Origin of the sequence: Frondihabitans sp. Leaf304 (assembly GCF_001423105.1) — a bacterium.
In the GTDB taxonomy this organism is placed as follows: Bacteria; Actinomycetota; Actinomycetes; order Actinomycetales; family Microbacteriaceae; genus Frondihabitans.
Genome location: NZ_LMNV01000002.1, coordinates 637,160 through 649,507 on the forward strand (window position 1 = coordinate 637,160; position 12,348 = coordinate 649,507).

The following is a 12,348-nucleotide window of genomic DNA, read 5'->3' on the forward strand; positions in this document are numbered from 1 at the left end:
TCAGTCTTCTTTGTGGCCGGTGGCCGGCACGGACTTCTGCACCTGCACCAGGAACTCGACGTTCGACTGCGTCTCTTTGAGGTTGCGCAGCACGATCTCGAGAGCCTGCTGCTGATCGAGGCCCGCGAGGGCCCGACGCAGACGCCAGGTGATCTTGACCTCATCGGGGCTGAGGAGCATCTCTTCGCGGCGGGTGCCCGATGCGTTGACATCGACGGCCGGGAAGATGCGCTTGTCGGCCAGGTGGCGCGACAGGCGGAGCTCCATGTTGCCGGTGCCCTTGAACTCCTCGAAGATCACTTCGTCCATCTTGGAGCCGGTCTCGACCAGAGCAGTGGCGAGGATTGTGAGCGATCCGCCGTTCTCGATGTTGCGAGCGGCACCGAAGAAGCGCTTCGGCGGGTAGAGCGCCGACGAGTCGACACCACCGGAGAGGATCCGGCCCGACGCCGGGGTGGCGAGGTTGTAGGCGCGCCCGAGTCGTGTGATGGAGTCGAGCAGCACGACGACGTCGTGGCCCAGCTCGACCAGGCGCTTCGCGCGCTCGATGGCGAGCTCGGCGACCGTGGTGTGGTCTTCGGCGGGGCGGTCGAAGGTCGAGGCGATGACCTCGCCCTTCACCGTGCGCTGCATGTCGGTGACCTCTTCGGGGCGCTCGTCGACCAGCACGACCATGAGGTGGACCTCGGGGTTGTTCTGGGCGATGGCATTGGCGATCGACTGCAGCACCATCGTCTTGCCGGCCTTCGGCGGCGACACGATCAGACCGCGCTGGCCCTTGCCGATCGGCGACACGAGGTCGATGATGCGGGTCGAGAGCTTCGACGACTCGGTCTCGAGACGCAGACGCTCCTGCGGGTACAACGGCGTGAGCTTGTTGAACTCGACACGCTTGGCTGCCTCGTCGATCGTCTGACCGTTGATCGAGTCGATCTTGACGATCGCGTTGTACTTCTGACGACCCTGCTGGTTGTCGCCCTCGCGCGGCTGACGGATGGCACCGACCACGGCGTCGCCCTTGCGCAGGTGGTACTTCTTGACCTGGCCGAGCGAGACGTAGACGTCGCTCGCACCGGGCAGGTAGCCCGTGGTGCGGACGAACGCGTAGTTGTCGAGGACGTCGAGGATGCCGGCGACCGGAATCAGCACGTCGTCTTCGGTGATCTCGGGCTCGAACTCGTCGTTCTGGTTGCCGCGTCCGCGCTTGCGGTCGCGCTGGCGGTTGCGCCCACGCCCGTTCTCGCTGTCGTCGCGCTGCTGCTGGGCCTGGCTGCCCTGCTGGCCGCCGCCCTGCTGACCGTTCTGCTTCTGACGGTCGTCGTCGAAGTCGCTCTGGCGGTCGGCCTCGTTGCGACGGTCGTTACCGCCGGAGGGCTGCTTGTTCGACTGCTGGGCGTTCGCCTGCTGGTTGTCGCGCTGCTGGCCGTTGCCGTTCTCGGCGACGGTCGCCTGGCCGTCGCGCTGCTGGCCGTTGCCGTTCTGACCGTTGCCGTTCTGCTCGCGGTTCTGGCGGTCGCCGCGGTTGCGGTTGCGACCACGTCGGCCACCGCCCTGCTGCTGCGACTGGTCGTTCTGGCCCTGCTCGTCTTTGCCGGAGTCGCCCTGCTCGGTCGGCTCGGCCGCGGAGGTGGGAGCCGCAGCGGCCTCGTCGGCTGCCGGTGCGGCGGCGTCGCGCTCGGCGCGGAGGCGGGCCTGCTCGGCACGGGTCCGGTCGGCACGCGACTGGCGCGGCGGGAGGTCGATGGTGAGCTCGGGGCGACCCGACTTCTCACCCTGCTTGTCAGCCTGCTTCTCGGCAGGCGCCTCGGTCGTGGTCTCGGGGGTGACGACGGCGGGTGCGCCGCCCTTGTCACTCGCGCGACGGGATCCTCGGCGACGGCGGCTGCCACCCTCGCGAGGCTCCGACTGCTCCGTCGGGGTCTCGGCGGGTGCGGCGGCCTCGGTCGATACTGCCTCGGTCGACGCTGTCTCGGTCGACGCTGTCTCGGTCGCTGCGGCCTCGACCGGCGCGGCTGCGGCAGTCTCGGTCTTCGGCGTCTCGGTGGGGATCTCGAGGACGCCGGCGGCACCCTGGTTGGCGTGGGCGTCAGCGGCCTTCGGAGCGGCGGCTGCGGCCGAAGCGCGGCGCGGTGCGCGCTTGGCGCGGACCGGAGCTGCAGGCTCGGCCTCGATAGCGAGTTCGGGCTGGACGGCCTCGGCGGCAGGCGCGTCGGCGACAACGGACTGGGCGTCGTCGGCGACGGGAGCCTCGGCAACCGGCGCGGCGGCGGCGGTCTCGGCCGGCGCTGCCGCCTGCGCGGAAGCAATCGCGGCGACGAGGTCGCCCTTGCGGAGCTTCGAGATGCCGGAGATTCCGAGCGAGGAGGCGAGAGCCTGGAGCGCCGGAAGACGCAGAGCCGAGAGGTCTGCGGAGGGATCGGAGGTGATGTCGGTCACGGGGATGGTTTCCTTTCGCTCCCCCGCGCAGATAGGCGGGGGTGAGCTGGCCGTACCTTGGGCAACGGCCTGCGCAGAGGACTCTCTCCGGACGTGTACGGATGCACAGCACGGAGGCGAGATGCGCGGGGTAAGAGCACTGATTGCAGAAGCACTGATTGGAACTACGTGCAACCCGGGAATCCGCTCCTGCCGTGACTAGGTCACTGCCGAAACAGGCAACCGCCTCTAAAGAAGCGGGGTTTCTACCGGGTGCGGCACCACTGTAGCACCCTTGAGATCGACGGCCAGCATGAGCGCGCGCCATGTCGTGACGGAATGCTCCCCGACCAGATCGGCGGCGAACAGCCTCTGGGCGGGGTCGCTTCCGAGAACGAGGAGCGACGGGCCGGCACCCGAGACGACTGCGGCCAGCCCCGCGTCGCGGAGCATGCGGATCAGCGTGTCGGTCTCGGGCATCGCACTCGCGCGATAGCTCTGATGCAGACGATCCTCGGTCGCGGCGAGCAGGAGCTCGGGGCTCTGAATCAGCGCGGCGACCAACAGGGCGGAGCGCGACACGTTGAACGTGGCGTCTTCGTGCGGCACGGAGGCCGGCTGGAGGCTCCGGGCGAGCTTCGTCGACAGGGTTGTCTCGGGCACGAAGACCACCGGCGACACACCCCGGTGCACCAGAAGCCGCTTGTGCGCCGGGCCGTCTTTCGTAGTCCAGGCGATCGTGAGACCACCGAACAGGGCCGGCGCGACGTTGTCGGGATGCCCCTCGAGCTCGGTGGCGAGTCGCAGCAGCGTCGATGAATCGACCTCGACGACACCGTCGAGCAGGCCTTTGGCGGCCATGATGCCCGAGACGATCGCGGCCGCGCTGGATCCTAATCCGCGCCCGTGGGGAATGACGTTCGTCGCCGACAGGGTCAGCCCGGGAAGGGGCTGTCCGAGTTGCTCGAAAGCGAACGCGATGGCTCGCACAACCAGATTGGTCTCGTCGGTCGGCACCTCACCGGCGCCGACACCGGTCACGTGGACCGAGACACCAGGATCCGCGCGCGCCGTGACGACCAACTCGTCGTACAGCGACAGCGCGATTCCCAGCGTGTCGAACCCTGGCCCGAGATTGGCGGAGGTGGCGGGCACCTTCACCAGCACGGAACGCCCCGCGAGCGAGACGTGTTCTGCTGTCACGCCGACGCTCGCACCAGTCCGAGGACTCCGGCGACCTCGTCGGTGTCGACGCCGACCACCGTCGGGGTGACCTCGCCGCCCTCGGGGGTCTTGAGAGCCCACTGCGGGTCTTTCAGACCGTGGCCGGTGACCGTGAGCACGATCGTGGCGCCCTTCGGCACCTGACCGGCTTCGGCGCGCTCCAGCAGACCGGCGACGCTGATGGCCGACGCGGGCTCGACGAAGATGCCCACCTCGGCGGAAAGGATGCGCTGCGCCTCGAGGATCTTGGCGTCGTCGATGGCACCGAAGTAGCCGTCGGTGAGCTCGCGCGCCTCGAGGGCGAATTGCCACGAGGCCGGGTTGCCGATGCGGATCGCGCTGGCGATCGTCTCGGGGTGTTTGACGACCGAGCCGCCGACGATGGGAGCACTGCCCGCGGCCTGGAAGCCGAACATGCGCGGCAGCTTAGTCGAGCGGCCTACGACGAGGTCTTCGCGGTAGCCGCGGGTGTACGCGGTGTAGTTGCCTGCGTTGCCGACCGGCAGGAAGTGGAAGTCGGGGGCATCGCCCAACACGTCGACGACCTCGAAGGCGGCGGTCTTCTGACCCTCGATGCGGTCGTTGTTCACCGAGTTGACCAGGTGCACCGGGTAGTTCTTGGCGAGGTCGCGCGCGATGTCGAGACAGTCGTCGAAGTTGCCCTGGATCTGCAGCAGCTGACCGTTGTGGGCGACGGCCTGGCTGAGCTTGCCCATGGCGATCTTGCCCTCGGGCACGAGCACCGCGGCGGTGATGCCGGCGTGAGCGGCGTAGGCGGCGGCCGACGCCGACGTGTTGCCGGTCGACGCGCAGATGACGGCCTTAGCGCCGTGCTCGACGGCCTTCGAGATGGCCATGGTCATGCCGCGGTCTTTGAACGAGCCGGTCGGGTTGATGCCCTCGTACTTGACGTAGACGTTCGCACCGGTTCGCTCGGAGAGAGCCCGAGCCGGGATCAGCGGTGTGCCGCCCTCACCCAGGGTGACGATCGGGGTCGCCTCCGTGACATCGAGACGGTCGGCGTATTCGCGCAGGACACCCTGCCACTGGTGGGCCATCAGGCTCCTTCGATTCTGAGCACGCTCGTGACGGAGTTCACGACTGCGGCGTTGGTGAGAGCGTCGACCGTGGCGGCGAGCGAAGACTCGCGGGCACGGTGCGTTCCGATGATCAGCGTAGCGGTGGCGGGCCCCTCGTCGCCGCGTGTGACGCCCGCGGTCTGCTGCACGGTCTCGACACTGACGCCGTGCTGGGCGAGGATCCCGGCGACCGTCGCGAGCACCCCGGGCTGATCGGCCACGTCGAGCGTGATCTGATAGCTCGTCGAGACGCTGCCCAGGGGCAGCACGCGGAGGTCGGCGTGGTTCGACTCAGCGAGACCGGGCCCGCCGATCACGTGGCGCCGTGCCGCCGACACGAGGTCGCCGAGCACTGCGGATGCGGTCTCGACTCCCCCGGCACCGGCGCCGTAGAACATGAGGTCGCCGGCCGCCTCGGCCTCGACGAAGACGGCGTTCTTGGCGCCGTGGACGGCAGCCAGAGGGTGACCGAGCGGGACGAGAGCGGGATGGACTCGCGCTGCCACCCCGAGCTTGCCGTCGTCGTCCGAGATCCGCTCGCAGATCGCCAGGAGCTTGACGACGTATCCGGCCTTCCGGGCGGCCTCGACCTGTTCGTGGCTCACCCCCGTGATGCCTTCGCGGTGCACCGCGACGAGCGGAACGCTGGTGTGGAAGGCGAGGCTCGCGAGAATCGCTGCCTTCTGCGCCGCGTCGTAGCCCTCGATGTCGGCGGTCGGGTCGGCCTCGGCATAACCGAGATCGGTCGCGATGGCCAGAGCATCGTCGAGCGATTCGCCGAGGGTGTCCATACGGTCGAGGATGAAGTTCGTCGTGCCGTTGACGATGCCCATCACCCGCACGATGGTGTCGCCCGCGAGGCTCTCGCGCAGGGGACGGATGATCGGGATCGCCCCGGCTACAGCGGCCTCGTAGTAGAGCTGAGCACCGACCTGCTCGGCCGCCTCGAAGAGCTCCGGTCCGTGACTCGCGAGCAGGGCCTTGTTGCCCGTGATCACGTCGGCTCCCGACGAGAGCGCCTGGAGGATCAGGGTCTTGGCGGGCTCGATACCGCCGATGAGCTCCACGACGATGTCGGCGCCGAGGATCAGCGACTCGGCATCGGTGGTGAACAGCTCTTTCGGCAGGTCGACATCGCGCTCGGCGTCGACGTCGCGCACGGCGATCCCGACGAGTTCGAGGCCGGCACCGGCCCGGCCGGCCAGCTCAGCAGCCTGTTCGAGCAGGAGCCTGGCCACCTGGCTTCCGACGGACCCGGCACCCAGAAGGGCGACGCGGACGTTGCGGTATTCGATCATGCGGTTCTCTCTGCTTCGTGTGGTCGAGCGTCGTGCTGCGGGTCGAACCCCGCGTCACGTGCCAGGAGGTCGTCGATGGTCTCGCCGTGGACGATCACGCGGGCCACACCGTCGCGCACCGCGACGACCGGCGGGCGGCCCACGTGGTTGTAGTTGCTGGCGAGACTCCAGCAGTAGGCACCGGTCACGGGAACGGCGACGAGATCGTCGGGTGCCACGTCGCCCGGAAGGTAGTCGGCGAGAACGACGAGGTCGCCCGACTCGCAGTGCTTGCCCGCAAGGCGGACGAGACGAGGATCCGACGCGGAGACCCTCGAGGCGAGCCGGACCGAGTAGTCGGCCGCGTACAGAGCTGTGCGCGCGTTGTCGCTCATCCCGCCGTCGACGCTCACGTAGCGGCGAACAGCGCTCGAGTGCCCATCGGCGCCCGTATCTTCGCCGTCGAGCGACACCTCGACGTCTTTGATGGTGCCGACCGTGTAGAGAGTGACGCCGGCGGGCCCGGCGATCACCCGGCCGGGCTCGACCGCGAGTACCGGAATCGGGATGTCGAGTCGGGCGCACTCCGCCGCGACGACGTCGGCGATCCCCGCGGCGAGTTCGGTGATCGGCGCGGCGTCGTCGATGCGGGTGTAATTGACGCCGAACCCACCGCCGAGGTTCAGCTCCGGCAGGTCGCCACCCGCCAGGAGGCTCGCATGCACCTCGAGCAGTCGACGCGCCGCCTCGGCGAAGCCGTCGGTGCCGAAGATCTGCGAGCCGATGTGGCTGTGGAGGCCGAGCAGCCGGAGACCCGCGTGCGAACGGATCGCTGCGACCGCGGCCGGGGTGTCGGCAAGGGGAATGCCGAACTTCTGGTCTTCTCTCGCGGTGGCGAGATAGTCGTGGGTCGAGGCGTGCACTCCGCTGTTGACTCGGATCCTGACGTTCTGAACCGTGCCGTGGCGCTCTGCCGCCTCGGCGACGCGGTCGATCTCAAGGATGCTGTCGATCACGACTGCGCCCACGCCGAGCGAAACCGCCCGGTCGATCTCGGCCCGCGACTTGTTGTTGCCGTGGAAGCCCATCCGCTCGGGTGCGACGCCCGCGGCCAAGGCCACGGCCAGCTCGCCCCCGGTGCAGACGTCGACGAAGAGGCCCGCGTCGCTCACCCAGCGCGCGATCTCGACCGACAGGAAGGCCTTGCCCGCGTAGTAGACCTTGGCCCGGGTGCCGATGCGAGCGGCCTCGGCGGCGAAAGCGTCGTGGGCGCCGACGGCACGCGCGCGGAAGTCAGCCTCGTCGACGACGTAGAGGGGGGTGTCGAACCGGGCCGCGAGTTCGGTGGCCGACACGCCGCCGACAGTCAGCGCGCCGTCCTCGTCACGACCCGCCGAGGACGGCCAGATGCTTGCGACGAGGTCATTCGCATCGGCGGGAACGTCGAGCCAGGCGGGTGCGAGCGGGTTGGCAGTGGTCGTCATGAGCAGCTCCCTGTTGCGGTGAGGCCGGTCTTCGTCAATGGCAGACCGGCCGAGCGCAAATCGATGGTGACGCCGGAAGGCTTGACCGTCAGCGAGGTCAGCCGGGCATTCTTCGGAACGTAGCCAGCCAGGCAGACGGTCTGCGTCGCTGCTCGAAGGGCCGGCGCGAAGACGGCCGGCAGTGCGGCGCCGTTGACCGAGGCGCTCTTCGGCACGACAGACAACTTCAAACCCCCCGCTGCCAGCTTCGGGGTCGCCGTGATCTGGGTCGCGATGGACTGGCCGAGAACCGTCAGCGTCTTGTCGAACGCGAAGTCGCCCGAACCGAGGGAGATCGAACCGCCCAGACCGTTAACAGCCTTGGTCTCATTGACGGCTTTCTCGGTGACGTGGATCGACGCATCGACCGTGCCCGTCGTGCCACCCACCTTGAGGGGGACGTCACTGACATCGGCGGTGAAGGTAAGGGGGATCTTCTGCACCACGAGGTTCGACGACGAGAGAGTCACGTCGTCGAGCGAACCGCTGAGTGCCTGCAGGATCACCGAGAGACCGTGGATCTTGACATCGACCTGACCGGACGACCCGGTCGGCAGAGACGACTCGATCTCTTTCGCGGCACGACCTTCGGCGTAGTTGCGCGCAACGATGTCAGCGAGCACGGCGAGGATCGCGCCGATCACCACGAGCGAGATCAGCACGATCATGAAGATCGTGAACCCGCGGCGCTTCTTGACGTTGTGGTTCGGCTCGAGGAAGGCGTCGAGATCGTCGGGTTTCGAGACGCTCATGCCCTACATCCTGTCAGGTGCGGACACGCCGAGGAGGCCGAGGCCGTTGCGAATCACCTGCCCAGCGGCATCGTTCAGCCAGAGGCGTGTGCGGTGGAGGTCGGTGACCTCTTCATCGCCGAGGGGCGTCACGCGGCACGCGTCGTACCAGCGGTGGTAGGTGCCGGCGACCTCTTCGATATAACGGGCGACGCGGTGCGGCTCGCGCAACTCGGCCGCCTGCTGGACGACTCGCGGCAGTTCGGAGAGTGCTCCGAGCAGCGATGCCTCAGTCGGGTGGGTCAGCAGGGAGGCGTCGAACGCGCTGCGGTCGACCCCGGAGGCACTCGCGTTGCGGGCGACGGCCTGGGTGCGGGCGTGCGCGTACTGCACGTAGAAGACCGGGTTGTCGTTGCTTCGCTTGGTGAGGAGGTCGAGGTCGATGTCGATCATCGAGTCGGCGGAGAACCGCACGAGCGAGTAGCGCCCCGCGTCGACGCCGACCGCATCGACAAGGTCTTCCATCGAGACGACGGTGCCGTTGCGCTTCGACATGCGCACGGGCTCGCCGTCGCGCATGAGGTTGACCAGCTGGCCGATGAGGATCTCGAGGTTGACGCCCGGAGTGTCTCCGAACGCCGCGCACATGGCCATCATTCGGCCGATGTAGCCGTGGTGGTCGGCGCCGAGCATGATGATGTTCCGCTCGAATCCGCGCTCGCGCTTGTCGAGGTAGTAGGCGAGGTCGCCCGCGATGTACGCGGCCTCGCCGTCGCTCTTGATGATGACGCGATCGCGGTCGTCGCCGAAGTCGGTCGTCCGCAGCCAGGTCGCGTTGTCGGCCTCGTAGACGTGTCCGAGCTCGCGCAGCCGCGCGATGGCGCGCTCGACGGCCTTCGACTCGTGCAGGGAGTTCTCGTGGAAGTAGACGTCGAAGTCGACGCCGAAGTCGTGCAGCGACTTCTTGATGTCGGCGAACATGAAGTCGACTCCGACCGCCCTGAAGAGCTCCTGCGCCTCGTCGCGCGGCAGGTCTCGGACGTCACCGTCAAAGGTCTCGATGACGCGCGCAGCGATCTCGGAGATGTAGACGCCGCCGTAGCCGTCTTCCGGTGTGGGCTCGCCGAGCGCTGAAGCGATCAGGCTGCGGGCGAAGCGGTCGATCTGCGCGCCGTGGTCGTTGAAGTAGTACTCCCGCGTCACGACACCGCCGACCGCCTGGAAGATGCGGGCGAGGCTATCGCCGACGGCAGCCCAGCGGACACCGCCGATGTGGATGGGGCCGGTCGGGTTCGCGGAGACGAACTCGAGGTTGATGGTGACGCCCGCGTAGTAGTCGCCGTTGCCGTAGGCCCCGCCGCTCTCGACGATGGCCTTCGCGAGGGCCCCGGCCGCAGCCGCTTCGAGTGTGATGTTGATGAAGCCCGGTCCAGCGATGTCGACCCTCGCAACGCCGTCGGTCTCGGTCAGCTCGCCCGCGATCTCGGTCGCGAGCTCACGCGGGTTGGACCCGAGGCGCTTGGCGAACTTCATGGCGATGTTCGAGGCCCAGTCGCCATGGTCGCGGTTGCGAGGGCGCTCGAGCACGGCGTCGGCGATGGTGATCTCGACCGGTGCCGCTGCGGCTCCGTCGTCGGCGGTCGCGGTTGCGCGGCGTCGCTCGGCGATCCCCTGGACGATGGCGAGCAGAGAGGCGGAGAGTTCGGCGGGAGTCACGGTCGTCAAGCTTACCGGGCCGTCGCCCGCCTCTTCCGGGGCCGCCGACGGCGATCCGAATCTCCCACCAAGGTGAATGCCGCGAAGATGGAGACCATGCTCACGGCCCCGCGTCTCCTCGCTGTCCGCACCCTGCCCGCTGCCCTCGCGGTGCTTCTCCTCGCCGGCTGTACCGGCGCGGCGCCCGCCGCGTCGAGCTCCCCCACCGCGCCCCGCGCCTCGGCGACCCCGACGGGCGGAGCGGGAGCCCTCACGGCCACGCCGCTGACCGTCGACTGCCAGACGATCGCCCCCGACGCCACGGTCAGCGCCGCATACCCAGGCATGACGCCCGAGGAGAAGCCCACTCCCCCGAAGGCCAGCGACGCCGCTGTCATCGGCGGCTACGACGGCACCGTCTGCGGCTGGACCAGCACGACCGGCAGCTCGATGACACTAGCCGTCGGACGGTTCGACAACGACAGCCTCACCCGGCTCAAGAACAGCCTGATCACATCGAGCAACGCCGTGCCCACGTACGACGGCGAAGGCTACTTCGACCTCGTCGACGGGGTCGGCACAGCCGAGGCCTTCACCGGGTCGTACTGGATAGTCGCGACGTCTGACGACGCCGTGTTCGGCGAACCCGGCGGAGCCGAGCCGCTGGTCGACGCGGCAATCGCCGGGTTGAAGTAGGTCGGGCCGGATCCTCGGGTCTGGTCTTCGACGTGGGGTTTCTGCTGTGTGGTCTTGCAGTGTGATCTCTGCCGTCTCGGGAGACGGTGTCAGGCGGCGACGCGCTCCGGGTTTGCGGTGGGAGCCAGCCCGTCGAGCAGGCGCAGCAGCTGACCGGGCGGGGCCTTGCGATCTTCGGGGTGCCACTGCACGCCGGTGATCGGTGCGTCGCGGTGCTCCACGGCTTCGATCACGCCGTCGACCGCTCGACCCACGATGCCGAGGCCGTTCGCCAGCGCGTCGATGGCCTGGTGGTGGGCGCTCTGCACGTCGACCGAATCGCCGAGGATCCGGGCCAACCCGCTCGACGACTCGAGCTCGACCCGGTGCGTCGTCATGAGCTCCTCGACCGGGGCTCCTGTGTTCAGGTGCGCCGAGTCGCCGTCGAGGTGCTGGATCAGCGTGCCGCCCAGGGCGACGTTGATCAGCTGGTGCCCGCGGCAGATGCCGAGCAGTGGAGTGCCGCGATCGAGGGCGCGGTGCACGAGCGCGATCTGCGCCGCATCCGCCTCTTCGTAGTGGCGCCCCTCACGGCGGTAGCCGCTTTCGCCGCCGTACCACTCGGGGGCGAGGTCCTCGCCGCCCATCAGCACGACGGCGTCGGCGCTGTCGGTCAACTGCAGGAGCGTCGATTCGCCCAGGTCGGCGGCGCCGTAGCGAGTCGCCTCCCAGCCGGTGACCTCGGCGAGACCCTGCACGCGACCGTTCAGCGTGTCGACGTACGCGTGGTACTCCGGCGCGTGCGGCCGGAAGCGCGTGACCTCGATGACGGCGAGCGTGTTCATGCCTCCACTCTGCGGCAGGGGCGGCGCTCGTGTCGCGGGTGTGTCGCCCTGTTACGCCTAGGGCGCCGGTGCGTCGCCCGCCAAGTTTGGGCGCCCGCCGAATTTGAGGGAGAAACAGCAGGCGTACCCGGCCCGATCCGCATGACTTCGTTGCCGCCCGCGCGTTTCTCCTTCAAATTCGGAACGGCACCGGCTGGCAGAGGGGCGGCTCAGGGCCAGAGGCGGCTGCGGGTCCAGGTCGTGGGCGCGGTCCGGTCGTAGCGCACGCGCACCTGGTCGCGTCCCGTCGTCGCCTGCCAGAACTCGATGCAGGTCGGCACCACCCGGAAGGCCGTCCAGTCGTCGGGGGCGAACTCGTCATCGTCGGCGATGCGGGCCTTCGCGGCGTCGAGTGCCTGCTTGGCCTTCTCGTCGTCGTCGACAGGGGTGCTCTGCGGCATGGCAATGGCGACCGCGCGCGAGTCGGGGTGTCTCGCGGTGAAATCGGCGACCGACGTCTCGCGAGGGCCGGGGCCGGCATCGCCCAGGATCCTGACCTGCCGCCCCTGCTCCCGCCAGTAGAGGGTCAGTGCAACCCGAGGGTTCTCGCGGATCTGCCGCCCCTTCGGGCTCAGCGACGAGCTGGCGAACCAGAATGCGTCGTCGACGTCTTTCAGCAGGAGGGTTCGCGCACTGACCGTCCCGGCGTGGTCGACGGTCGAGAGCGTCATCGCCTGCGGTTCGGTCACGCCCCCCTCGACTGCCGTCTCGAGCCAGTCGACGAAGAGGTCCATTGGAGATTCGGGAACGGATTCAGGATCCAGCCCGGCCACATCGGGGGAAGACTTCTTGGCCCTTTTGAGCAGCTGGCGAATGGAGGTGTCGTCGGTGGTCATGCGTCGAGC

10 protein-coding genes are annotated in these 12,348 nt (G+C 68.6%); 1 reads left to right on the top strand and 9 read right to left on the bottom strand.

The window, feature by feature from the left end:
• From rho to argS, 7 genes are all read right to left on the bottom strand, one after another.
• Positions 1–2,436 carry a transcription termination factor Rho gene (rho, locus tag ASF54_RS02810; RefSeq protein WP_055958556.1) on the bottom strand — a complete coding sequence of 812 codons (2,436 nt, stop codon included), beginning with the start codon at positions 2,434–2,436 and terminating at the stop codon, positions 1–3.
• Between the two features lie 228 nt (positions 2,437–2,664).
• On the bottom strand, positions 2,665–3,618 hold the full coding sequence (gene thrB, locus ASF54_RS02815; RefSeq protein WP_055958558.1) for a homoserine kinase: 954 nt from the start codon (positions 3,616–3,618) through the stop codon (positions 2,665–2,667).
• Positions 3,615–4,697 carry a threonine synthase gene (gene thrC, locus ASF54_RS02820; protein WP_055958560.1) on the bottom strand — a complete coding sequence of 361 codons (1,083 nt, stop codon included), beginning with the start codon at positions 4,695–4,697 and terminating at the stop codon, positions 3,615–3,617. Before thrC ends, thrB begins: the two co-directional genes overlap by 4 nt.
• Positions 4,697–6,016, bottom strand: a complete 1,320-nt coding sequence (locus ASF54_RS02825; protein ID WP_055958562.1) for a homoserine dehydrogenase — start codon at positions 6,014–6,016, stop codon at positions 4,697–4,699. The genes thrC and ASF54_RS02825 overlap by 1 nt, the downstream gene beginning before the upstream one ends.
• Positions 6,013–7,479, bottom strand: coding sequence for a diaminopimelate decarboxylase (lysA, locus tag ASF54_RS02830; RefSeq protein WP_055958564.1), 1,467 nt, complete (start codon positions 7,477–7,479; stop codon positions 6,013–6,015). Before lysA ends, ASF54_RS02825 begins: the two co-directional genes overlap by 4 nt.
• Positions 7,476–8,270 carry an LmeA family phospholipid-binding protein gene (locus ASF54_RS02835; RefSeq protein ID WP_055958565.1) on the bottom strand — a complete coding sequence of 265 codons (795 nt, stop codon included), beginning with the start codon at positions 8,268–8,270 and terminating at the stop codon, positions 7,476–7,478. Before ASF54_RS02835 ends, lysA begins: the two co-directional genes overlap by 4 nt.
• Positions 8,271–8,273: 3 nt before the next feature.
• Positions 8,274–9,965, bottom strand: coding sequence for an arginine--tRNA ligase (gene argS / locus ASF54_RS02840; RefSeq protein WP_055958566.1), 1,692 nt, complete (start codon positions 9,963–9,965; stop codon positions 8,274–8,276).
• Positions 9,966–10,061: 96 nt separating this feature from the next.
• On the opposite strand from argS, the gene ASF54_RS02845 reads away from it, so the two are divergent.
• Entirely contained in the window at positions 10,062–10,640 is a 579-nt protein-coding gene (locus ASF54_RS02845; RefSeq protein WP_157509990.1) for a hypothetical protein, read from the top strand.
• Between the two features lie 89 nt (positions 10,641–10,729).
• On the opposite strand, the gene ASF54_RS02850 is transcribed toward ASF54_RS02845, so the two are convergent.
• A complete protein-coding gene (locus tag ASF54_RS02850) occupies positions 10,730–11,464 on the bottom strand; it encodes a gamma-glutamyl-gamma-aminobutyrate hydrolase family protein (protein ID WP_055958570.1) in 735 nt (244 codons plus the stop codon).
• 209 nt (positions 11,465–11,673) lie between these two features.
• Positions 11,674–12,339, bottom strand: coding sequence for a pyridoxine/pyridoxamine 5'-phosphate oxidase (locus ASF54_RS02855; protein WP_084815895.1), 666 nt, complete (start codon positions 12,337–12,339; stop codon positions 11,674–11,676).
• Between the last annotated feature and the right edge of the window lie 9 nt (positions 12,340–12,348).

What these genes read in the sequence shown, in the direction of transcription:
- lysA (WP_055958564.1), bottom strand. Translation starts at nt 7,479, where the DNA reads ATGACGACCACTGCCAACCCGCTCGCACCCGCCTGGCTCGACGTTCCC.
- thrC (WP_055958560.1), bottom strand. Translation starts at nt 4,697, where the DNA reads ATGGCCCACCAGTGGCAGGGTGTCCTGCGCGAATACGCCGACCGTCTC.
- ASF54_RS02845 (WP_157509990.1), top strand. Translation starts at nt 10,062, where the DNA reads ATGCTCACGGCCCCGCGTCTCCTCGCTGTCCGCACCCTGCCCGCTGCC.
- ASF54_RS02835 (WP_055958565.1), bottom strand. Translation starts at nt 8,270, where the DNA reads ATGAGCGTCTCGAAACCCGACGATCTCGACGCCTTCCTCGAGCCGAAC.
- ASF54_RS02825 (WP_055958562.1), bottom strand. Translation starts at nt 6,016, where the DNA reads ATGATCGAATACCGCAACGTCCGCGTCGCCCTTCTGGGTGCCGGGTCC.
- ASF54_RS02855 (WP_084815895.1), bottom strand. Translation starts at nt 12,339, where the DNA reads ATGACCACCGACGACACCTCCATTCGCCAGCTGCTCAAAAGGGCCAAG.
- ASF54_RS02850 (WP_055958570.1), bottom strand. Translation starts at nt 11,464, where the DNA reads ATGAACACGCTCGCCGTCATCGAGGTCACGCGCTTCCGGCCGCACGCG.